We start from the raw sequence: 21558 nt of genomic DNA, 5'->3' as shown, positions 1-21558 counted from the left end.
GTGCTAGTGAGCAGAGAGGTGAGCGGTATCGCGCCACCTTCGTTGTTCTGAAGCTCACCCCTTGCTCACCAGCACTTTTCATTCCGGCCCTCTCCTACGGAGCTGCCCGATGACCCTGCCCGCTCCCTATCCGCCGCTGGTTTCCGGTGGCGAAGGTCTGGATCGCTATCCCGGCGACGCCTCAGCCCTCGCCGGTCGCATGGCCGCCGTCTATGGCGTGCCTGCCGAACAGGTGCTGCCGGTGCGCGGGCTGACCCACGGGCTGGAGTTGGCCTATCGCCTCGCCGCGCGCGACGGGGGCTCGGTCGAGGCCCCGAAAGCCGAGCCCTATGAGAGCCTGACCGCCATCTATCCGGCCAAGCGCGAACCCGCCCCAGAAGCAAGTATCGTCGTCATCCGCGCCCTGGGCTCGCCCGAAGCCGTCGCCGAAATGGCCGCCCGCGTCGCCCCCGCCCTGCTGGTGGTGGACGAGGGGCTGATCGAGTTCTCCGACAGCGTCTCGGCCGTGACCGTCGTCGCCGATCAGCCGAACCTGGTCGTGCTGCGCAGCCTGTCTCTGGCCTATGGCCTGGCCGGCGCCCGCGTCGGCGCGGCGATCGCCCAAGCCGAGACCCTGGCGCGTCTGGTGTCGGTGCTGGAACCCTATGCCCTGCCAGAACCGCTGGTGCGGCTGGCGATGCAGGCGCTCGATCCGTCGCGGATGATCGAGACCGCCGAGCGGATCGCCTCGGTCAGGCGCGAGCGCGAACGGGTCGTGCGCGAACTGGGTCGCCAGATGCCGGTCGAACCGGGCGTCGGTCCCATCATCATGGCTCGCCCAGAGGAGCCTGCCGCGGCCTTGGCCGGTCTGAAGGCCTACGGCGTCGAGGCCGATCTGTCCGGCGAGCGTCTGCGTCTGCCGATCTCGATCAAGTCCGAGGTCAACGACCGGCTGCTCGCCGCCTTCGGCCTGACGCCCGCCAAACGCCGCCCCGCCCGCGTTGGTCAGGCGGTGCGCGACACCAAGGAAACCCGCATCGTCTGCGCGGTCGATCTTGATGCGCCCGGTCCGGTGAAGATCGAAACCGGCGTCGGCTTCTTCGATCACATGCTGGAGCAGATCGCGGCCCACGGCGGCTTCTCCCTGCGTCTGCAATGCGAAGGCGACCTGCACACCGATCCGCACCACACGATCGAAGACAGCGCCATCGCCCTCGGCCAGGCGTTGAAACAGGCGTTGGGCGAGCGCAAGGGCATCGCCCGCTACGGCTTCGTCCTGCCGATGGACGAGGCGAATGCGACCGTCTCGATCGATCTTTCCGGCCGCCCGTATCCGCTGTTCGAGGGCACGTTCGAGACGCCCTTCATCGGCGACTACCGCACCGACCTGACCGCCCACGTCTTCCGGTCGCTGGCCGAGGCCATGGGCGCGGCCGTCCACATCAAGGTCACGGGCCAGGACGACCATCACAAGACCGAAGCCGTCTATAAGGCGTTCGGCCGCGCCTTGCGCCAGGCCATCCGCGTCGAGGGCGACGCCGTGCCGTCCACCAAGGGGGTTCTGTGACCGAGGTCGCCGTCATCGCCTACGGCGCCGGAAATGTCGCCTCGGTACAGTTCGCGCTGGAGCGGCTGGGCGCGACCGTGCGCCTGACCGACGATCCGACCGTGATCGCCGAGGCTGAACGGGTCATCCTGCCTGGCGTAGGCGCGGCCGGATACGCCATGAAGCGCCTGTCGGACCTGGGTCTGATCGCGCCGATCCGCGCCTTCTCGCGCCCTCTGCTGGGTGTGTGTCTGGGTCAGCAACTGCTGTTCGGATCGAGCGACGAGGGCGACGGCGTCGATCTGCTGGGCCTCATTCCCGGCGCGGTGACGCGGCTGAAGCCTGCGGGCGATCTGCCGGTGCCGCACATGGGCTGGAGCCGGTTGACGTGCGACCGCGACGACCCCTTGCTGGAGGGCGTCGCCGACGGCGCCTATGCCTATTTCGTCCACGGCTTCGTCTGTGCCGACGGACCGGCGACCCTGGCGCGCGCCGACTATGGCGGCGTCGTTCCGGCTGTGGTTCGATCCGCCAACCGCTGGGGCTGTCAGTTCCACCCCGAACGCTCGGCCGAGGCCGGGGCGACCATCCTCAAGAACTTCCTGGGCCTGTCATGCTGATCTATCCTGCCATCGACCTGAAGGACGGCGTCTGTGTGCGCCTGATGCATGGCGACTTCGCCCAGGTGACGCATTACGACCAGCAGCCGGCCGCCCGCCTGACGACCTTTGCGGCCGAAGGTGCCGAGTGGATTCACATCGTCGATCTGGACGGCGCCGAGGCGGGCGAGGCGCGCCAGCACGCCCTGATCGGTGAACTGACCCAGGCCATAGACGTCAAGGTTCAGTCGGGCGGCGGCGTGCGCAGCGCCGACGATGTAAAAAAGCTGCTGGACGCCGGCGTGTCGCGCGTCGTGGTCGGATCGCTGGCCGTGACCCAGCCTGAGGCGGTGGCGACTTGGCTGGAAATCTTCGGCGTCGAGCACATCACCCTGGCTCTGGACGTCAAGATCGAGGACGGCGTGCCGGTCCCCGCGCTCAAGGGCTGGACCCAGTCCTCCGGCATGACGCTTTGGGAGGCGTTGGATCGCTATCCCAAGGGGACGGCCAAACACCTGCTGGTGACCGACGTCGGTCGCGACGGCGCCCTGACCGGGCCGAACCTGGATCTACTGGCCGAAATCCGCAGCCGTCGGCCGGATCTGGTGCTGCAGGCCTCGGGCGGCGTTTCCTCGCTGGACGACATCGCGGCGGTCAAGGCGCTGGGCTGTCACGGGGCCATTGTCGGACGCGCGCTCTGCGAGAATTGCTTCACCCTGCCCGAAGCCATCGCGGCAGCCAAACGCTCATGACCGTCCATCCTGCATCAAGCGGGGCGGTCAGATGACCGCTCGGCGGATCATCCCCTGCCTGGACGTAAAGGACGGCCGGGTGGTCAAGGGCGTGAAGTTCGTCGGTCACACCGACATGGGCGACGCGGCCGAGCTGGCCGCCCGCTATCGCGATGCGGGTGCCGACGAACTGGTCTTCTACGACATCACCGCCAGTCCCGAAGGGCGGACGCTGGACTACGGCTGGATCAAGGACATCGCCCGACTGCTGGACATTCCTTTCTGCGTCGCCGGCGGCATTCGCACCGTGGAGCAGGCGGCGCGCTGCCTGGACCACGGGGCGGACAAGGTCTCGATCAACTCTCCCGCCTTGGAACGGCCCGAACTGATCGCCGACATGGCTGCGCGGCTGGGCAGCCAATGCGTCGTCGTCGGCGTCGACAGCCGGTTCGAAGACGGCGACTGGGTGGTCCACCAATACACCGGCGACGCGTCCGCGCGCCGCCTCGCCGGCAAACGCACCCTGGACTGGCTGGACGAGGCGCAGAGCCTGGGCGCCGGAGAGATCGTGCTGAACTGCATCGATCAGGACGGGGTTCGGCGCGGCTATGACATCGAGCAACTGTCCGCCGCGCGAGCACGCCTGACCATTCCCCTGATCGCCTCGGGCGGCGCCGGCGCGCCCGAGCATTTCAAGGCTGTGTTCGAACAGGCCGACGTCTCCGGCGCCCTGGCCGCCAGCGTGTTCCACACCGGCGCCATCGCCATTCCCGACCTGAAGATCTATCTGGCGCAGCAAGGGTTGGAGATGCGCACATGATCCTCCCCCGAGAAGCGCAGCGGAACGGGGGAGGGGGACCGCGAAGCGGTGGAGGGGGCGACCTCAGACACTGTCTCGCGACATTCAGCACCTTGCCCGATTTCGCCCCCTCCACCGCGCTGCGCGCGGTCCCCCTCCCCCGCTTCGCGGTGGAGGATCAGGAACAACGACCATGATCGACCCGAACACCATCGACTTCGCCAAGGGCGACGGCCTGGTCCCTGTCGTGGTTCAGGACTCCGCGACGCTGCAGGTCCTGACCCTGGCCTATATGGATCGCGCGGCGCTGGACGAGACGATCGCCTCCGGCGAAGCTACCTTCTTCTCACGCTCGCGCGGGGGGCGTTGGAGAAAAGGCGAGACCTCGGGCGACCGGCTTTACGTCGTCTCCATCACGGCCGACTGCGACGCCGACGCCATCGTGTTGGGCGTCAGGCCGGTCGGAAACGCCTGCCACCTGAACCGAACGAGCTGTTTCGGAGAGGCCGACGCGCCGGGCTTGGGTCGGATCGCCCGGCTGGAGCGAACCATCGCCAAACGGGCCGCTGCCGATCCGTCCGAAAGCTGGACCGCCCGACTGGTCGCGCAGGGGCCCAAACGCATCGCCCAGAAGGTCGGCGAAGAGGGCGTGGAGACCGCTCTGGCCGGCGTCGCCGGCCCGGACGAGGAACTCGCCAGCGAGGCTGCGGATTTGATCTATCACCTGCTCGTTCTTCTCCATGCCCGTAACATGGTGTTTCAGGACGTGCTGGACGTGTTGGCCTCGCGAGCGGAAGCGGCCAAAGACAGCGGCTAGACCGTAAAGGCGTGCGTCCCGACAAATGGGATCATCGAGGGACAAGACATGGCGGCTCTCATTCTGTTTGGCGGTGGCGGCGATCTGGCGATGCGCATGCTCCTGCCGTCGCTCTACTTCCTCGAACACGACGGCCTTCTGCCTGAAGGACTGAAGATCATCGGCGCCGCGCGTTCGGAAGAGAGCGCCTACGACTATATCGCCAAGGTGCACGAGGCGGTGAAGGCGCGCGCCGAGGCGGACAAGGTTTGGGACGAAGCCAGCTGGTCGCGGATGAAGGCCCGCCTGGACTATCTGGCGGTGGACGCCACCTCGCCCGAAAGCCTGAAGCCGCTGAAGGACAAGGTCGGCGACGGCGAGGTCACCTCCTTCCTGGCCGTATCCCCTTCGCTCTATGCCCGCATCGTCACGGCGATGAAGGCGGCGGGCCTTGCCGAAAAGAACTGCCGCATCGTGCTGGAAAAGCCGGTCGGGCGCGACCTGAAGTCCTTCCTCGAAATCGACGACGCCGTGGCCCACGCCTTCAGCGAGAACCAGGTGTTCCGCATCGACCACTATCTGGGCAAGGAGACGGTCCAGAACCTGATCGCGCTGCGGTTCGGCAACACGATCTTCGAGCCGCTGTGGAACAACCTGTCCATCGACCACGTGCAGATCACGATCGGTGAGACGGTGGGGGTCGGCGACCGCTGGCCCTACTATGACGAATACGGCGCCCTGCGCGACATGCTGCAGAACCACATGCTGCAGCTGCTGTGCCTGGTGGCGATGGAGCCGCCCAGCGACCTGGACCCGGACTCGGTGCGCAACGAGAAGGTCAAGGTGCTGCGCTCCCTGCGCCCGATCACGCCTGACGAAGCCGAGCGCGTGACCGTGCGGGGTCAGTATGTGGCGGGCGTCTCGGAGGGCAAGCCGGCCAAGGGCTATGACGAGGAATGCGGCCAGCCGTCCGACACCGAAACCTTCGTCGCCGTTCGCGCCGACATCGACAACTGGCGCTGGGCAGGCGTGCCCTTCTTTATGCGGACCGGCAAGCGCCTGCCCGAGAAGCGCACCGAGATCGTCATCCAGTTCAAGCCGGTGCCCCACTCGATCTTCGACCGCGACGATCGCGGCGAGGTTCAGGCCAACCGGATGATCATCGAGCTGCAGCCCGAGGAAGACATCTCTCTGACGGTGATGAACAAGCGTCCGGGCCTGGATCAGCGCATGCAATTGCAGCCGATCAAGATGAGCCTGTCGTGGGGGGTGGACGGCAAGTCCGCCGCCCCGCCGCGTCGCCGCATCGCCTATGAGCGCCTGCTGCTGGACGCGATGGCGGGGGACTCGACCCTGTTCGTGCGGCGCGACGAGGCCGAGCAGGCCTGGAAATGGGTGGACGAGGTGTCTGAGGCCTGGGCCGAATCCGGTCTGAAGCCCGACGACTACGTCGCCGGAACCTGGGGCCCCGACAGCGCCGACATGCTGATGGCCCGCACCGGCCGCGACTGGAATACCACCGATGTCTGAGACCCCCGCCATCGAAGCCTTCGCCTCCGTCGAGGCTTGGGCCGAAGCCATCGCCGCGCGTCTGGCCGAAACGCTTGGCGCGTCCGTCCGTGATCACGGCCAGGCCCTGTTCGCCGGTCCCGGCGGTTCGACGCCCGCACCCGTTTATCGCCGCCTGGCGGCGACCGATCTGAAATGGTTTAAAATCGCCGTGACCCTGGTGGACGAGCGGTATGTGCCCGAGACCTCGCCGGACTCGAACGCCCGTCTGATCCGCGACGTGCTTCTTCAGGACAAGGCGGCGACGGCCCGCTTCATCCCGCTCTATACGCCCGAGGTCACCGTGGACCGCGCGGCCATCGTGGCGGCCAAGGCCCTGGCCGATGCCGGCGGGCGGTTCGATGCGGTGCTGCTGGGCATGGGCGAGGACGGCCATATTTGCTCCATGTTCCCCGAAAGCCCGACGCTGAAGACCCTGCTGACGCCGACGTTGAAGCCCACGGTGCTGGGCGTGCCGCATGGGCGCGACGGCATGGCGCCGACACTCGAACGGCTGTCGATTAACCTGCCCTATCTGATGTCTGCGGGCCGGGTGATCCTGGGCCTGAAGGGCGCCGCCAAGCGTCGTGTCTTCGAAGAACAGGCCCAGGGCGATCCCAATATCCAGCCCATCGCCGCCCTGATCGCCGCAGGCGTTCCCCTTGAAGTTCTGTGGACGGAGGAAGGCTGAAATGGCGCTTCATCCTACGGTCGCCGCGGTCACCGCCCGCATCGTCGAGAAAAGCCGCGAGACCCGCGCCGACTACATCCGTCGCATGGACGCCGCCCGCGACAGCGGCGCCGGACGCGCCAAACTGTCCTGCGCCAACTGGGCCCACGCCTTCGCCGGCCAGACCATCGCCGACAAGCTGACCGCGATGGACGGGTCCAAGCCCAATCTGGGCATTGTCACCGCCTATAACGACATGCTCTCGGCCCACCAGCCGTTCGAGCGCTTCCCCGACGTGGTGCGCAAGGCCGTGCGCGAGGTCGGCGCCACGGCCCAGGTCGCCGGCGGCACCCCCGCCATGTGCGATGGCGTCACCCAGGGTCGTCCGGGCATGGAGCTGTCGCTGTTCAGCCGCGACCTGATCGCCATGTCGGCGGGCATCGCCCTGACCCACGACGCTTTCGACGCCGGCCTGATGCTGGGCGTGTGCGACAAGATCGTACCGGGCCTGTTCATGGGCGCCCTGGCCTTCGGCCATCTGCCGGTCGTCTTCGCACCCGCAGGCCCGATGCCGTCGGGCATTCCGAACGCGGAAAAGGCCCGCGTCCGGGCGGAATATGCGCAGAACAAGGTGGATCGTCAGACCCTGCTGGAAAGCGAGATCGGCAGCTATCACTCGCCCGGCACCTGCACCTTCTACGGCACCGCCAACTCCAACCAGATGATGATGGAGCTGGGCGGCCTGCATATGCCCTCCACCGCCTTCGTCCATCCGGACACCGGCCTGCGCGACGCCCTGACCGCCGCGGCCGCGAAACGGGCGGTCGAACTGGCGCGCAGCGGCGAGTGCCGCATGGCCGACGTCATCGACGAGAAGTCCATCGTCAACATGATCGTGGCCCTGCTGGCCACCGGCGGCTCGACCAATCACGCCATCCACCTGGTCGCCATGGCGCGGGCGGCAGGCGTGCTGATCGACTGGACCGACATGGACGAGCTGTCGTCGGTCACGCCGTTGCTGGCGCGGGTCTATCCGAACGGCTCGGCGGATGTGAATGCCTTCCAGGCCGCCGGCGGCGTCGCCTTCATCGCCCGCGAGCTGGCGATGGCGGGCAATATCCATACCGACGTCACCACCATCATGGGTCAGGGCATCCAGGCCTATTTCCAGGAACCGTCGATGGTGGACGGCGAACTGGTGTGGCGCGACGGGGTTCAGGAAAGTCTCGATCTCGACATCCTGCGCCCAACGTCCAATCCCTTCGACAAGGAGGGGGGCTTGCGTCTGGTTCAGGGCGACCTGGGTCGCGCGGTCATCAAGATCTCCGCCGTCAAACCCGAGAACCGCATCGTCGAGGCGCCCGCCGCCGTGTTCGAAACGCAGGAAGACGCGCTGCAAGCCTTCCGGGATGGCAAGCTGTTCCGCGACGTGGTCGTGGTCCTGCGCTTCCAGGGCCCCAAGGCGAACGGCATGCCCGAACTGCACAGCCTGTCGCCGGCCCTGTCGGTCATTCAGGACAAGGGGTTCAAGGTCGCCTTCGTCACCGACGGCCGCATGTCGGGCGCCAGCGGCAAGACGCCCGCCGCCATCCACGTCTCGCCCGAGGCCCTGGCCGGCGGTCCGCTGGCCCATGTTCAGGACGGCGACATCATCCGCCTGGACGCCGAGGCCGGGGTTCTGACCACCGTCGGCGTTTCCGACCTGACCGCTAGGCCGCCCGCCGCCCGCTCCCCGGTCAACGCCGAGGGTTCGTCCTGGGGCTATGGCCGTGAGCTGTTCGGCGCCTTCCGCCATGTGGTCACCACGGCCGAACAGGGAGCGACGGTCTGTTTCGCCCTGCCGACCGGCTCGCGCGGCAACGACGACACCCTGCCCAATCCCAACTTCGTCGATCGGACCGTGGACGCCTGATCCACCGAACCGAGCGCAGGAAACGCCCCAATGAATGACAAGACCCTTCTCGTCGGCGATGTCGGCGGCACGAACGCCCGCTTCGCCGTGGCCCGCATGGTGGACGGCAAGCCCGTGCTGGACCACCACGAGAGCTTCCCGGCCGAGACCTATCCGACCTTCCTGGAAGGCGTCGCCGCCTTCATCGACGGCTGCGAAGTCAAGCCGACGGGCGGCGTGATCGCCGTCGCCGGCCCGGTCACGGACGGCGCCATCGACCTGACCAACTCGCCCTGGCAGGTGTCGGAGGCGGAGCTTCAGACCCTGGGCCTGAAGCCGGTCAAACTGATCAACGACTTCGAGGCCCTGGCCTGGGGCGCGCCCATCGTGCCGGAAGACCAGCTGGAGAGCCTGGGCGGGCCGGTCGACGGCGATCCGCACTGCACCGTCGCGGTGCTCGGCCCCGGCACAGGCTTCGGCGTCTCGGCCCTGGTGCGCGATGCGGCCGGCAAGGAAATGGCCATGCCGTCCGAGGGCGGACACGCCTGCTTCCCCCCCGGCGATCCGGTCGAGGACGAAATCCTGCGCATTCTGCGTCGCCGCTATGACCGGGTGTCTATAGAGCGTCTGATCTGCGGGCCGGGCCTGCTGAACATGCACCGGGCCCTGGCCGAGATCGACGGACGCGAGACCCATATCGACGATCCGGCCCAGATCACCGCAACGGCCCTGGCCGATCCGAACAGCCCGTGCGGCGCGACCCTGGCCCGCTTCTGCGCCATCCTGGGCGCGGTCGCCGGCGACATCGCCCTGACCACCGGGGCGCGCGGCGGCGTCTATATCGCCGGCGGCATCGTTCCGCGCATCCTGCCCTTCATCAAGACTAGCCCTTTCCGTCAGCGCTTCGAACGCAAGGGCCGGTTCAAGGAGTATATGCAGGACATTCCGACCGAGGTGATCATGCACAAACACGCCGCCCTGCTGGGCGCTGCGCGGGTCGCCTTCGCCCAGTCGGAGGCCTGACGCGACGGGCGATCACGAAAATCTCACGGCGGCGTGAACCGAACCGTCACCGTAGCGTTTGTGTGTTTCCATCTAGGAGAGGAAACTCAAATGAAGAAGTTCGCCATCGCCGCCGCTTCGGTCTTCATGCTGGCCGGCGTCGCCGCCTGCGGTGAAAGCGCCGCCGACAAGGCCGCTGAAAAGCAAGCCGACGCCATCGAAGCGACGGGTGAAGCCCGCGCCGACCAACTGGAATCGCAAGCCGCGACCGCTCCGACCGCCGCTCAGGCCGACGCCCTGAACGCCCAGGCCGATCAGGTCGAGAAGAACGCCGACCGCAAGGCCGACATGGTCGAGCAACAAGCCGGCAACGCTGACGGCGGCATGACCACCGCCAATACGCCTTCGACCCATTAAGGTCTGGCCACCGGCTAAATCCGTTTACGGATGGATCAGCCCCCGTCGTTCGCGACGGGGGCTTTTTCGTGCCTGCGACCTCAGTCGATGCACAGGGTCGGGCCGGCCTTGCCGTCCTCGACCGTCGTGTTGCAGCCGAAACGGTCGCTGGTCGCCTGGCAGACGCCGGTCGCCGTCGTCCCCGGCGCCACACCGCTGTTGCCCTCGATGCGGCAGTCGCCCTGGCACTGATCGCCGTCGGTGCAGCGCTTGCCGGCGTCGGCGTAGGAGATGACGCACTGCCAGGACTGCATCCGCCCGACCTGTTTCATCGTGCCGCCGCGCGTGGCGCAGGACGCGGCGTCGGCGCTCTGCATCGGCGCATTCGACGCCGTTCCCGTGGTCTGGGGCGAGCAGGCGGCGGCCAGAAGCGCGACGGCGGCGATGAGGGATGTGCGGATCATGAGATCTGTCCTTTGGTGAAGCCTGACCAGACGTCGTCGTAGTCGAGCTGCATCTGCGGTGATTCCGACGCCCATTTCGTGACGCGGATCGGCATGCGGGTCTCGAACATGAAGGCCAGGGTGTTTTCGATCTTGTGCGGCTTCAGCTCGGCCTTGATCGCGCCGTCATAGCTGGCCTGATCGGGGCCGTGGCCGCTCATGCGGTTGTGCAGCGATGCGCCGCCCGGCGCGAATCCGCCGGCCTTGGCGTCGTAGGCGCCAGTCACCAGACCCATGAACTCGCTCATGACGTTGCGGTGGAACCACGGCGGGCGGAAGGTGTCCTCGGCCACCATCCAGCGCGGCGGGAAGATGACGAAGTCGATATTGGCCGTGCCGGGCGTCTCGGACGGGCTGGTCAGGACGGTGAAGATCGACGGATCGGGGTGGTCGTAGCTGACGGTGTTGATCGTATTGAACCGCGCCGTGTCATAGCGGCAGGGCGCCAGATTGCCGTGCCAGGCGACGACGTCCAGCGGGCTATGATCGAAGGTCGTGGCCCACAGACGCCCGCCGTATTTCTGGACGCACTCGGTCGGGCGATCCACGTCCTCATAGGCCGCGATCGGGGTCTCGAAGTCACGCGGATTGGCCAGGCCGTTCGAGCCGATTGGGCCGAGATCCGGCAGGCGGAACGGGCTGCCGTAGTTCTCGCAGACATAGCCGCGCACCGGCCCCTCGACCTCGACGCGGAAGCGCACGCCGCGCGGGATCAGGACAATGTGACCCGGCTGGGCCTCGATGACGCCGAACTCGGTGACGAAGCGGTGCTCCCCTTCCTGAGGCACGATCAGCAGTTCGCCGTCGGCGTCATAGAAGACCCGGTCGGTCATCGATCGGTTGGCGACATACAGGTGAATGCCCGCTCCGGCCCCGCCGTCCGGTTCGCCGTTGCCGCCGTAGGTCGTCAGCCCCTCGATCCAGTCGGTCGCACCCTGCGGCATCGGCAGCGGGTCCCAGCGCATCCGGTTGGGATTGGGCGGCGTCTCGTCGAACGGACCGGAGCGGACCCGCCCCTGATCGAAGGGGGTGTAAGGCCCATGCTGGGCCGACGGACGCAGGCGATAGAGCCAGCTGCGCCGGTTCTCGGCGCGCGGGGCGGTGAAGGCCGTGCCGGACAGCTGTTCGGCATACAGGCCCATCGGCGTCTTCTGCGGCGAGTTGCGGCCCACCGGCAGGGCGCCGGGCGCGGCCTCGGTCGCGAAATGATTGCCGAAACCGGTCATGTAGGCGGGCGCGTTGGATCGCGTCATGTCGTGTCTCCCTATGCCCCTGGTTTAGCCGTCCCCGGCGCCAGCGTCACCCTTTGCCCGTCAGGCAACAGCTTGGCGGTTGGCGCGTTGCTGTGGCCTCGCGGAGGGATTTCCATGACCTATCTGACCCGGGCGGTGTTCGCCTTCGCCAGCCTGCTGCTGTTGCTGGCGGCCATGGCCCTGATCGGGTTCGGGGTGAAGGATGCGCTGCACGGCATCGGCTCGCCCGACAAGTCCGGCGCCGACGCGGTTCTGGACGTGCTGGGCTATGTCATCGTCGCCATCGCGGTCTTCGACGTGGCCAAATACATCTTCGAGGACGAGGTGCGGCGCGGCAACGAAAAGCGCAGCGCCGCCGAGGCCCGGCGCAGCCTGACCAAATTCCTGTCGACCATCGTCATCGCCCTGTTCCTCGAAGCGCTGGTCGTGGTGTTCAAGACAGCGCGCGAGGACGTGGCGCAGCTGCTCTATCCCACCGCCCTGCTGATCGCCTCGGTGCTGGTGCTGGTGGGCCTGGGCGTCTTCCAGCGCCTGTCGGCCACGGTCGAGGAGAAGGTCGGCGACGACGACGAGGCCGAGGACCGCAAAGACAAGGTCAGGCGAAAGGCCGCGCCCTAAACCTTCGAAGGCAGGAAGGGCGAGAAGGTGATGACGGTGAAGGTGTCGCGCACGTGCGGCCGCGTCTGGACCTGTTTCGTCACGAAGGTGCCGATGTCGGCGTCGCGGGGCAGGTTGAACTTGGCCAGCAGGTCGTGCTGACCCGAGGTGGAATAGACCTCCGAGACGTTCTCGACATTATCCACGATGTCGGCCGCGACGTCGTTGGCGTAGCCCAGCTCGCATTTGATGAAGACGAAGATGGCGGTCATCATGGCGGATCAGTCCTCTGGTTCGAGGGCGCTTCTAGCGGACGAAGACGTGACGGGTAAGCCGCAAGACACAGACGCCGTTTTGGAGGCGCAATACAACAACCGCGCCCTGGTCCCCGACCACCCCGCCGTGATGGCGCGCTGGAAGGCGGGATCGGAGACCGCCCGCGCCGCTCATCCGCCCCAGGTCCTGAAATACGGCCCGGGCGAGCGGGAGCGGATCGACTAGTTCGACGCCGGGGACGGCGCGCCGGTCGTGGTCTTCCTGCACGGCGGATACTGGCAGGCGCTGGATGCGAGCTGGTTCAGCTTCGTGGCGCCGCCCCTGCTGGCCCACGGCGTCAGCGTCGCCATTCCGACCTATGATCTGGCGCCGAACGTGCGGCTGAGCCGGATCGTCGATCAGGCGCGGGCGGCGATCGATCTGATCCGCGACCGCACCGGCACGGCGCCCGTCGTCAGCGGCCATTCGGCGGGCGGGCATATGGCCGCCTGCCTGCTGGCGGACGGGCGGGCCTCAGCGGCGGTCGCCATCTCGGGCGTGTTCGATCTGGAACCGCTGATTCCCACCTCAATCAACGTCGCCCTGGACCTGAGTACGGCCGAGGCTGAGGCCCTGTCGCCGATCCGCTGGCCGGCGCCCGCCGGCGCGGTTCTGGACTGCGTCGTCGGCGGTGCGGAAAGCGAGGCCTTCGTGGATCAGAGCCGCGCCATGGCCGCACGCTGGGGCGACGCCGGGGCGAAGACACGCTTCGAGGCCCTGCCCGGCCTGAACCATTTCACGGTTCTGGATCCGCTGTTCGATGCCGAGAGCGCCCTAGTCAAACGGCTGGCGGACCTGGCCCATCGACGCTGAGCGTCAATCAGACCCAGCAGCGAAAAATAGAGTCTAATTCGTCTAATTCGTATGAAATCCCCCACTCCCCTCCCTGACAGATGGGCTTAAGCAGCGAGGCTTCAAGAGGGTCGGTCGGCGCGCCAGATGAAGACGAAGTTGCGGTGTTCAGCCCAGGTCTGACCCTCGACATGGTCGCCCGCAAGGCAGGCGGCGGTGTGATAGGGGCCTGCGCCGTCGGTGGTGCGGAACGAGACGCAGAGCCGGCCATGCTGGCGCTTCCATCGGCCCGCCTCGATGCGGCTGTTGTAGAAGTCGCCCGTCACGACGCCGTCGGCCTGGAGCGTCAGGTTCATGGGCTGGCGATAGGGCTGGGCCGGATCGGTCGCCAGATCGACGGACCAGGCCCCGTCCATGTCGGCGGCGGGCGGCGGATCCTGAACGGTCAGAAGGGCGACGACGGCGAGGGCGGCGAACATCCTGCTTCTCCAACAGGCGATTGAGCGAACAACGGTCCGCCTTTCGTCACATGCCGTCAAGAGAACGTCCACGCTAACGCGGTTTGACTTGACCTTGCGTCCGCGACAGCGGAGGTCGGACGCGAACCTATCGCAGAGGAACCCGTCCATGGCCCATGATCGCGTCAGCGTGCTTCAGGCGCTTCAGACTCAGGGCGTGTGCCCGGTCTTCTATCATCCCGACGCCGAGGTCAGTCTGAACGTCATTCGCGCCTGCGCGCGCGGCGGGGCGCCGGTCGTCGAGTTCACCAATCGCGGCGACTTCGCCTGCGACCTGTTCGGCGAGATCAATCGTGAACTGATCAAGACCGACCCGAACTTGGTCCTGGGCATCGGTTCGGTCGTCGATGCGGGCACGGCCTCGCTGTATCTGAATCGCGGCGCGCGGTTCGTGGTCAGCCCCTGCCTGATCCCCGACGTGGCCAAGGTCTGCAACCGTCGCATGGTCGCCTATTTCCCCGGCTGCGGGTCGGTGACCGACATCGGCGAGGCGCACGAACTGGGCTGCGACATCGTCAAACTGTTCCCCGGCTCGTCGGTCGGCGGACCGGACTTCGTCAAGGCGGTCAAGGGACCGATGCCCTGGGTCAAGATCATGCCCACCGGCGGCGTCGATCCGGACGAGGCGTCGATCGCCAAATGGTTCGGCGCGGGCATCGTCGCGGCGGGCATGGGCTCCAAACTGGTGACCGATGACGCCGTCAAGTCGGGCGACTGGGCCGCCATCGAGGCGTCGGTGCGCTCGGCGGTCAGCGCCGTCGCCGCCTTCCGCGCGTCCGAGAAGGGCTGAGCGCCCGAGCGCCGTCAGCGGGGCGCGCGGTCGTCCGGCTGACGGTGATCCGGCCCACGGGCTACGGCGCGACGAGCATTGCCCTTACGCTGAAGGATCGGGGCCAAGGCCTTGCGCTCCTCGGGCGTCAGCGTCGCCAGCACGGCGACCGCGCCGCTTTCCAGGCGGGTGCGGCCGCGCATCTCGGCGGCTCTGGACTGTTCCAGCAGGCTTTCGACCCGGGTCGCGTCCAGGGTCGGCTGACCGGCGACGTCGATGGCCTCTCGTCGGGCGGCGCGGGCCGCCTCGAAATCAGGACGCGCCGCCAGGGCCGATTCTCGCAGCGCGGTGCGCACGCGCTGGCGCACGGCCGGATCCAGATCGGCCAGCACCTCGGCCAGCGGTCCCTCGCGGCCCGGACGACGTTGATCCTCGATCCGGCGTTCGATCCGGTCGCGATTGACGACATAGGTGATCCCGCCCGCCACGGCGAACAGGTTCAGGGCCACCGAGACGGCCAGGGCGATCTTCAGGCTTTTGGACGTCATCCCAGCAGTTCCGTGTCATCCACGCCCGTCAGCGAGGATTGATAAAGCACCGCATCGGCGCGCGCGTCGGCGGTCAGATGGGTGGTCAGGCCGACGCCGGCGACCACGCCCGCACAGGCCGCGGCGGCCCAACCGGCGCCCAGATACCAGATCGCCTTGCCCAGACGGCTTTTCGCCTGTGGCGCAGCCGCAAGAATGCGCGCGGTCAGGGCGGCGGACGGGACAGGTCTGGGCGCGGCGTCGAGCAGCGCGTCCAGCGCGGCCGCCTGATCCAGCACCGCCTTCAGCGACGGATCGGCGGCGATCAGGCTTTCGGCGAAGGCGCGCTCGGACGCGGGCCACCGACGCAGGTCGGCGCCATAGGCGTCCGCCAGTTCGTGCAACCGTTCCGCCTTCATCGTCCGTCTCCTTTAATCGACCCCGGACCGATGTCCGAAAGGGCCAGACGCAATGCGCGACGACCGCGCGACAACAAACTCTCCAGCGCCTCGACGCTGATCTCCATCAGGGCCGCCGCATCGATATTCGACAGCTCCTGATAATGGCACAGGACGATGGCCTCGCGCTGTCGGTCCGGCAGCCGTTTCAGGGCCGCCGTGACCCGTACGCCCGTCTCGGCCGCCAGCAGACCGCGATCCGGCGCGGGGCCTTCGTCGGGACGATCCGGCGGCGTGTCGGTCGGGATTTCGCGCCGACGCCTCAGCCGATCGTAACAGAGGTTCAGCGCGACCCGGTGCAGCCAGGTGTCGAACCGGGCCTTGCCGGGCGTCCATTTGGGCGCCTGACGCCAGGCCTTGAGCATGGTCTCCTGGGCCACGTCCTCGGCCTCGACGGCGTCGCCCAGCATCCGCTGGGCCAGCGACAGGATGCGCGGCAGCTTGCGCGAGACGAGCGTCTGCGCCGCCGCCGGGTCGCCCTGCCCCACGCGCCGCACCAGATCCTCGTCGGGGTCGACGATCGCGACCAAACCTGCCTCTTCCGCTGCTGACGAAAGGGACCGGTGCGTTCACGACGGCCGACCCCGACACCGTCTTACTCCGAAGCCGGGGCGGGGGAAGCGGGTTGTTGCATCGGACGCTGCGCCTGGCGGGCCGCGCGGCGTTCCTGCCGTTGCTCACGTTGAGCGGACATGGCCGCCCGGCGTTCGTCGGCGGAGATCACGCCGTCGCGGTCAGCGTCCATCTTGTCGAACCGCTCGCCCAGCTTGGCGGAGGCTTCGGCGATCACCACCGGCCCGCGTTCGCGGCCTTGTCCGCGCATGGCGTGATGCGCGCCGCCGCGACGACCCTCACGATGACCGGCGCGCTCCGCGCGCGGACCGCGATCCGGGCGTGCGGCATGGCCGGCGTCGAACTCGGCCCGGCTGATGGAGCCGTCGCCGTTCGCATCCAGCTTGGCGAAGCGGTCGCCCGCGCGTTCCGCGCGACGGGCCTGCATGGCGGCGGCGCGTTCTTCGGGGCTGACCGAGCCGTCGCGGTTCGTATCGAGCGCGGTCAGACGCGCGATACGCGCATCGACGAACTCGGCGCGGGTGATCTGGCGGTTCGCATCCGCGCGCGCATGATGCGGCGCGGGAGCGCCCTCGGCGGGTGCCGGCGGAACCTGTGCGGTCGCGGCGCCGGCGGCGGCGGCCAGAGCGATGACGCCCAGGCCGGTCAGAAAGGTGTTTCTCATCTCGATCATCTCCACGGGCGCGTTTGGCGCCCTTTGACATTGCCCTGTCAGGAGATTGAACGCGGCGTTGCGGATTCTCCGTCGCGGCCTGCTGGAACCGCACGCTCGAAGGCCTTTCGCGCCCGCGCGCGCAGGTCGGTCAGCTCGGTCTTCAGCGTGTCGAAGTCGGGCGCGCCGGCCGCCTCCGCCAGGCGCAACTGGAAGACGCCGGGCTCGCCCTCCGGATCGACCCGCCCCTCGAAGGCGGCGGCCAGAAGGTGGGCCAGCCGCTGCTGCACGCGCCAGGCCTCGGCCAGGACCGGGTCGTCGTGCAGGGCCTCAAGCGTCGACAGGGTCAAGGGCTCGCCGATGGCGGCGGCCTGAAGCTGGCGGAACTGGGCGGCGAACTCGGCGTCCACCTGCCCGCCGGGCGACAGCTTCAGATCCCAGAAGCCGTGCGGGCGACGCTCGCGATCCATCAGGCTACGCATCTTTCGGACATCGGCGGCGATATCGACGCCGGGACGCGGGCGACGCAGGGCGGCCTCGATGGCGGCCGAAACCTGGGCGCCGAACTTGGGATCGCTGGCCCAGACCACGCGGGCGCGGGTCAGGACCATGAACTCCCACGTCTCGGCCTCCTTGGCGTAATAGGCGTCGAACGCCTTCAGCCGCACCGACACCGGCCCCTTGGAGCCGGTGGGGCGCAGGCGCATGTCCACCTCATAGAGGCCGCCTTCCGCCGTATGCGCCGACAGGGCCGCGATCAGCCGCTGGGTGAAGCGGGCGTAGAAGACGTCGGCGGTCCAGCCCTTGATCTCTGACGTCGCCTCGGGCGGCGCCTCGTACAGGGTCATCAGATCCAGGTCCGATCCGGCCGTCATCTCGCGCGAGCCGGCCTTGCCCAAGGCGACCACCGCCACCGCACCGGGGAAGGCGCCGCCCAGCCGTTCGGTCTCGGCCAGGGCGGCAGGCGACAGGGTGCGCATGGCGGCGTCGGCCAGGGCGGCGTAGGCGCGGCCCGCCGTCTCGGCCCCCGCCCGGCCGGTCAGGGCGTGGATGCCGATGCGGAACATCTGCTCACGGTGCAGGCGGCGCACGGCGTTCATGGCCCCCTCGAAGTCCTCGGTCTCGCCGGCCTCGCGCAGCATCTGTTCGGTCAGGCCGGTCTCTTCGGACAGATCGACCAGGAAGCGGGCGTCCAGCACCCCGTCCAGCGCCGCCGGTTGCCGGCCAAGCGTCCGGGCCAGGCGCGGCGCGAAGGCCATGACGCCCAGCACCATCTCGAACAGTTTGGGCTGGTTCAGGAACAGGGCCTGGACCTGCACGCCCGCCGCCAGGCCGGAGAAGAAGACCGCGAAACGCCGGAACGCCTCGTCCGGCGCACCGGACCGGGCCAGGGCCTCCAGCAGGCGCGGCGCCAGGCGGGTGAACAGTTCGCGCCCCCGCGCCGTGCGTGTCGCGGGGATGCGTCCGTGGTGCCAGCTGCGGATCGTGTCGGCGACCGACGGCGCCTCGGAAAAGCCCATGCGGCGCAGGGATTCCAGCGTCTCGGGATCATTCTCGACCCCGGTGAAGACCAGGCTGCCGTAGCTGGAATCCAGATCTTCGCCGCCCTCGAACAGTTCGCCATACCGGGCGTTGACCCGCGCCAGGAGGGCCTCGACCTTGGCGTCGAAGGCGGCCAGATCGTTCGAACCGGCCAGGGCGGCGACGGCGACGCGGCGCTCGGCGTCCTCGGGCAGGCGGTGGGTCTGCTCGTCGTCGAGCATCTGCACGCGGTGCTCCAGCCCGCGCAGCTCGACATAGGCGGCCGACAGTTCCTCGCAGACCGCCTGGGGCACGTGGCGCGCGTCGGCCAGGGCCTTCAACGCCTCCAGCGTGCGGGGCTTGCGCAAAGCCGGATCGCGGCCGCCCAGGATCAGTTGCTGGGTCTGGGCGTAGAATTCGATCTCGCGGATGCCGCCGCGTCCCAGCTTCAGATTGGCCCCGGCGGCCTGCAGTCCCGCGCCCGTCTTGTGGACGTGGATCTGTTTCTTGATCGACTGGATGTCGAGTACGGCCGCGTAGTCCAGGCTGCGCCGCCAGATGAAGGGGATCATGGCCTTCAGGAACCGGCCCGCCGCGCGCATGTCGCCGAGCACCGGACGCGCCTTGATGAAGGCCGCCCGCTCCCAGTTCTGGCCGACGCTCTCATAGTAGGCCAGAGCCATCGGCCCGGCGACGACCGGCGGGGTCGAGGACGGATCGGGCCGCAGCCGTAGATCGACGCGGAAGACATAGCCGTCGCCCGTCCGCTCGGTCAGCAGGGTGGCGATCCCCTTGCCGACGCGATTGGCGAAGTCCTGCATCTCCTCCCCCTCGCGCAGGGCCAGGCCCATCAGGCGCGGCTCGAAGAAGAGGGAGATGTCGATGTCGGACGAATAGTTCAGTTCGTTGGCGCCGTGCTTGCCCATCGCCAGGCCGAACAGGCCGGGGATGGGGCCGCGCGGATCGCCGGGCGGCGAGATCAGTCGGCCGCGCGCCCTCTGTTCGGCGGCGACGGCGCGCAGGGCGGCGCGGCAAGAGGCGTCGGCGAACCGGGACAGGGCTTCGGTGACCTGGTCCAGATCCCAAACCCCGCCCAGATCGGCCAGGGCGGTCAGCAGGTGCAGGTCGGCCTTCAGCACCCGCAGCGGGGCGCGCACCGCGTCCGGCTCGGCGTCCAGCGTGTCCGTGTCGCGAATGATCCGCTCCAGCGCCTCGACCGGATCGGCTTCCAGCAGGCTTCGCAGATGGGCGGGGCGACGCCGCATCAGACCGGCGAGATAGGGCGAGGCGCCGGCGACGGGGGCCAGGGCGGGCCAGGCGGCGTCTAGCGTCTCGCGCCAGCCGTCGGCGTCGGCGGCTTGGATCAGGGTTTCGTGCAGGCGGTCGGCGGCGGCCGTGTTGGCAACAGGTCCTGCGGGCTTGATCTTCTGGCCCAACCGGATCGGTGCGGAGGTTGCAGTATCGACCATTAAATCATCCGCTCATCCCCGCGAAGGCGTGGACCCAGTGCTTTCGCTTGGCAAAGCGTTGGACCACGATCCTGACACACGCCACAAGCCTGACTGCCTAAAGAACTGGGTCCCCGCCTTCGCGGGGATGAGCGGAATCTATTGCAAAACTGACGCCGGCGGCAGCACCAACGCCACCCGCAACCCCGGTCCAAAGTCGCCGTAGGCGCCGGGGCCTTCGTCCAGCACGACCCGTCCGCCATGGGCCTCCGCCACCGCCGTCACCAGTGAAAGCCCCAGGCCCGAGCCGGGTTCGGTGCGGCTGTTGTCCAGGCGCACGAACCGCTGGACCACCCGCTCGCGGTCCTCTTCCGGGACGCCCGGTCCGGTGTCGGTGACGGAATATTCGATCTCGCCCGACGAGCGGCGGCGCGCGCGCAGCTTCACCGCCCCGCCGGCGGGGGTGTATTTGATGGCGTTGTCGATCAGGTTGGCCAGGGCCTGGGCCAGGAAGGGCTGGTTGCCCTCGATCATCAGCCCCTTTTCGACCTCGGACGAGAAGTCGATGTCCTTGTCCTCGGCTGCGGGTTCGTAAAGCTCGGCCATGTCGGCGGCCAGATCGGCGGCGTCCATGACCTTGGGATCGGGCGCCCCGCCAGCCTGCAGCCGCGCGATGGCCAGGACGGTGTTGAACGTCTTCAGCAGATGGTCGGCCTCGTCCAGGGCGATGCCCAGGGCGTCCACCCCGTCGATCTTGCCGGCTTCTGCATCGATCAGGGCCACCTCCAGCTTGGCCCGCATCCGCGTCAGGGGCGAGCGCAGGTCGTGGGCGATCGCGTCGCCGGCGTGGCGGATGGAGGACATGGACGCCTCCAGCCGATCCAGCATGGTGTTCAGCCCCTGGCCCAGTTCGTCCAGTTCGTCGCCGGTGTGGCGCACGGGCGCACGGACCTTGAGGTCGCCGTCTTGCACCGACTGCACGACGCGGTTCAGCCCGGCCATGGCGTTTTCGACCCGCCGGCTGATGTAGAGACCGCCCGCCAGGCCCAGCAGCATGACCAGGGCCATGGCGCCCCACAGGGCCTGGGTCAGGCGCGCCAGATAGGCCTCGATGTCGCCGATGTCCTGACCGACGAACAGATGTTCGCCGCCGGCCAGGGTGGTGATCACCCCGATGGAGCGACGCCGCTGGACCTTGCCTTGGGCGTCCGTGTCGGTCAGGCGGAAGGTCTCCCAGTCGCTGGCGCCGGCCGGCAGGCTGAGGTCGATGTCGATCGGGGATTCGGTGATGTTGCCGGTGATCGTCTTTCCGGCCTTGTCGGTCAGCAGGTACAGATAGGGCCCGCCCCGAATGGAGCGTTCGACCAAGGCCTGGTTCAGGGCGTCGATGCCGCGCGTGCGGTGAATCGCCGTCAGGGCGCCCAACTCGATCTCCACATCCGCCCTGGCCCGACCTTGAGCCTCCGACGCCGAGGCGAAATAGACATAGGCCAGGATCGCCCCCGCCGCCGCCACGAACAGCGCCAGGAAGAGCAGCGTCAGCCGGAACGGCGTGCGGCGAAGGAGGGAGGGAAGGCGCACCCTAACATCCTCCCCCGTTCACGGGGGAGGGGGACCACGAAGTGGTGGAGGGGGCGGACGCAAGGCCGGTGTCTGGGGTCGCCCCCTCCACCAC

Annotated in this window: 24 protein-coding genes; 14 read left to right on the top strand and 10 right to left on the bottom strand. The window is 68.3% G+C overall.

The annotated features are described in order from the left end of the window. Positions 1–109: 109 nt before the first annotated feature. The 10 genes from hisB (at position 110) to VH88_RS14460 (ending at position 9978) form a co-directional block, all read left to right on the top strand. Positions 110–1546, top strand: a complete 1437-nt coding sequence (gene hisB / locus VH88_RS14505) for an imidazoleglycerol-phosphate dehydratase HisB (RefSeq protein WP_045811879.1) — start codon at positions 110–112, stop codon at positions 1544–1546. Further along, positions 1543–2145 (top strand): imidazole glycerol phosphate synthase subunit HisH, encoded by a 603-nt coding sequence (gene hisH, locus VH88_RS14500; protein ID WP_045811878.1) that lies wholly within the window; start codon positions 1543–1545, stop codon positions 2143–2145. Before hisB ends, hisH begins: the two co-directional genes overlap by 4 nt. Continuing rightward, positions 2139–2876 carry a 1-(5-phosphoribosyl)-5-[(5-phosphoribosylamino)methylideneamino]imidazole-4-carboxamide isomerase gene (gene hisA / locus VH88_RS14495; RefSeq protein ID WP_045811877.1) on the top strand — a complete coding sequence of 246 codons (738 nt, stop codon included), beginning with the start codon at positions 2139–2141 and terminating at the stop codon, positions 2874–2876. The genes hisH and hisA overlap by 7 nt, the downstream gene beginning before the upstream one ends. A 31-nt stretch (positions 2877–2907) precedes the next feature. Beyond that, a complete protein-coding gene (gene hisF / locus VH88_RS14490) occupies positions 2908–3675 on the top strand; it encodes an imidazole glycerol phosphate synthase subunit HisF (RefSeq protein WP_045811876.1) in 768 nt (255 codons plus the stop codon). Positions 3676–3847: 172 nt separating this feature from the next. Continuing rightward, entirely contained in the window at positions 3848–4471 is a 624-nt protein-coding gene (hisIE, locus tag VH88_RS14485; protein ID WP_045811875.1) for a bifunctional phosphoribosyl-AMP cyclohydrolase/phosphoribosyl-ATP diphosphatase HisIE, read from the top strand. A gap of 48 nt (positions 4472–4519) precedes the next feature. After that, positions 4520–5980, top strand: a complete 1461-nt coding sequence (gene zwf, locus VH88_RS14480; protein WP_045811874.1) for a glucose-6-phosphate dehydrogenase — start codon at positions 4520–4522, stop codon at positions 5978–5980. Next, entirely contained in the window at positions 5973–6689 is a 717-nt protein-coding gene (gene pgl / locus VH88_RS14475) for a 6-phosphogluconolactonase (RefSeq protein WP_045811873.1), read from the top strand. The genes zwf and pgl overlap by 8 nt, the downstream gene beginning before the upstream one ends. Position 6690: 1 nt before the next feature. After that, positions 6691–8580: a phosphogluconate dehydratase gene (edd, locus tag VH88_RS14470; RefSeq protein ID WP_045811872.1), complete on the top strand. Its 1890-nt coding sequence runs from the start codon at positions 6691–6693 to the stop codon at positions 8578–8580. Positions 8581–8610: 30 nt separating this feature from the next. Then, positions 8611–9582, top strand: coding sequence for a glucokinase (glk, locus tag VH88_RS14465; protein WP_045811871.1), 972 nt, complete (start codon positions 8611–8613; stop codon positions 9580–9582). 90 nt (positions 9583–9672) lie between these two features. Beyond that, complete coding sequence (locus VH88_RS14460; protein ID WP_039244192.1) at positions 9673–9978, top strand: hypothetical protein; 306 nt, start codon at positions 9673–9675, stop codon at positions 9976–9978. Between the two features lie 80 nt (positions 9979–10058). Here the strand turns inward: VH88_RS14460 and VH88_RS14455 are convergent, their stop codons facing one another. Continuing rightward, complete coding sequence (locus tag VH88_RS14455; protein ID WP_045811870.1) at positions 10059–10421, bottom strand: hypothetical protein; 363 nt, start codon at positions 10419–10421, stop codon at positions 10059–10061. Further along, the gene (gene hmgA, locus VH88_RS14450) at positions 10418–11713 is read right to left on the bottom strand and encodes a homogentisate 1,2-dioxygenase (RefSeq protein ID WP_197071103.1); all 1296 of its coding nucleotides are present in this window, start codon (positions 11711–11713) and stop codon (positions 10418–10420) included. Before hmgA ends, VH88_RS14455 begins: the two co-directional genes overlap by 4 nt. 114 nt (positions 11714–11827) lie before the next feature. Here hmgA and VH88_RS14445 point away from each other — a divergent pair, with 114 nt between their 5' ends. After that, positions 11828–12331 (top strand): hypothetical protein, encoded by a 504-nt coding sequence (locus VH88_RS14445; RefSeq protein WP_045811869.1) that lies wholly within the window; start codon positions 11828–11830, stop codon positions 12329–12331. Here VH88_RS14445 and VH88_RS14440 read toward each other — a convergent pair. Further along, positions 12328–12585, bottom strand: coding sequence for an Lrp/AsnC ligand binding domain-containing protein (locus VH88_RS14440; protein ID WP_045811868.1), 258 nt, complete (start codon positions 12583–12585; stop codon positions 12328–12330). The two genes, VH88_RS14445 and VH88_RS14440, sit on opposite strands and share 4 nt — an antisense overlap. Here VH88_RS14440 and VH88_RS16550 point away from each other — a divergent pair. Continuing rightward, positions 12584–12811 carry a hypothetical protein gene (locus VH88_RS16550; RefSeq protein ID WP_231576706.1) on the top strand — a complete coding sequence of 76 codons (228 nt, stop codon included), beginning with the start codon at positions 12584–12586 and terminating at the stop codon, positions 12809–12811. The two genes, VH88_RS14440 and VH88_RS16550, sit on opposite strands and share 2 nt — an antisense overlap. Positions 12812–12838: 27 nt before the next feature. Next, on the top strand, positions 12839–13438 hold the full coding sequence (locus VH88_RS14435; RefSeq protein ID WP_231576705.1) for an alpha/beta hydrolase: 600 nt from the start codon (positions 12839–12841) through the stop codon (positions 13436–13438). A gap of 101 nt (positions 13439–13539) precedes the next feature. Here VH88_RS14435 and VH88_RS14430 read toward each other — a convergent pair whose 3' ends face one another. Beyond that, positions 13540–13896 (bottom strand): hypothetical protein, encoded by a 357-nt coding sequence (locus tag VH88_RS14430; protein ID WP_045811867.1) that lies wholly within the window; start codon positions 13894–13896, stop codon positions 13540–13542. 148 nt (positions 13897–14044) lie between these two features. Here VH88_RS14430 and VH88_RS14425 point away from each other — a divergent pair, with 148 nt between their 5' ends. Next, a complete protein-coding gene (locus tag VH88_RS14425; protein WP_045811866.1) occupies positions 14045–14725 on the top strand; it encodes a bifunctional 4-hydroxy-2-oxoglutarate aldolase/2-dehydro-3-deoxy-phosphogluconate aldolase in 681 nt (226 codons plus the stop codon). A 14-nt stretch (positions 14726–14739) separates the two neighbouring features. On the opposite strand, the gene VH88_RS14420 is transcribed toward VH88_RS14425, so the two are convergent. The 6 genes from VH88_RS14420 to VH88_RS14395 form a co-directional block, all read right to left on the bottom strand. Then, on the bottom strand, positions 14740–15252 hold the full coding sequence (locus tag VH88_RS14420) for a periplasmic heavy metal sensor (RefSeq protein ID WP_045811865.1): 513 nt from the start codon (positions 15250–15252) through the stop codon (positions 14740–14742). Then, the gene (locus tag VH88_RS14415; RefSeq protein WP_045811864.1) at positions 15249–15650 is read right to left on the bottom strand and encodes a hypothetical protein; all 402 of its coding nucleotides are present in this window, start codon (positions 15648–15650) and stop codon (positions 15249–15251) included. The genes VH88_RS14420 and VH88_RS14415 overlap by 4 nt, the downstream gene beginning before the upstream one ends. Then, on the bottom strand, positions 15647–16219 hold the full coding sequence (locus VH88_RS14410) for an RNA polymerase sigma factor (RefSeq protein WP_045811863.1): 573 nt from the start codon (positions 16217–16219) through the stop codon (positions 15647–15649). Before VH88_RS14410 ends, VH88_RS14415 begins: the two co-directional genes overlap by 4 nt. A gap of 65 nt (positions 16220–16284) precedes the next feature. Beyond that, positions 16285–16926, bottom strand: coding sequence for an EF-hand domain-containing protein (locus tag VH88_RS14405; RefSeq protein WP_197071102.1), 642 nt, complete (start codon positions 16924–16926; stop codon positions 16285–16287). A gap of 47 nt (positions 16927–16973) precedes the next feature. Further along, complete coding sequence (locus VH88_RS14400; RefSeq protein ID WP_045811861.1) at positions 16974–19904, bottom strand: bifunctional [glutamine synthetase] adenylyltransferase/[glutamine synthetase]-adenylyl-L-tyrosine phosphorylase; 2931 nt, start codon at positions 19902–19904, stop codon at positions 16974–16976. A gap of 138 nt (positions 19905–20042) precedes the next feature. Continuing rightward, positions 20043–21464: an ATP-binding protein gene (locus VH88_RS14395; protein ID WP_045811860.1), complete on the bottom strand. Its 1422-nt coding sequence runs from the start codon at positions 21462–21464 to the stop codon at positions 20043–20045. Between the last annotated feature and the right edge of the window lie 94 nt (positions 21465–21558).

It is taken from the genome of Brevundimonas sp. KM4, from assembly GCF_000964075.1.
Classification (GTDB): Bacteria; Pseudomonadota; Alphaproteobacteria; order Caulobacterales; family Caulobacteraceae; genus Brevundimonas; species Brevundimonas huaxiensis.
This window is presented reverse-complemented; position numbering and strand designations above follow the sequence as displayed.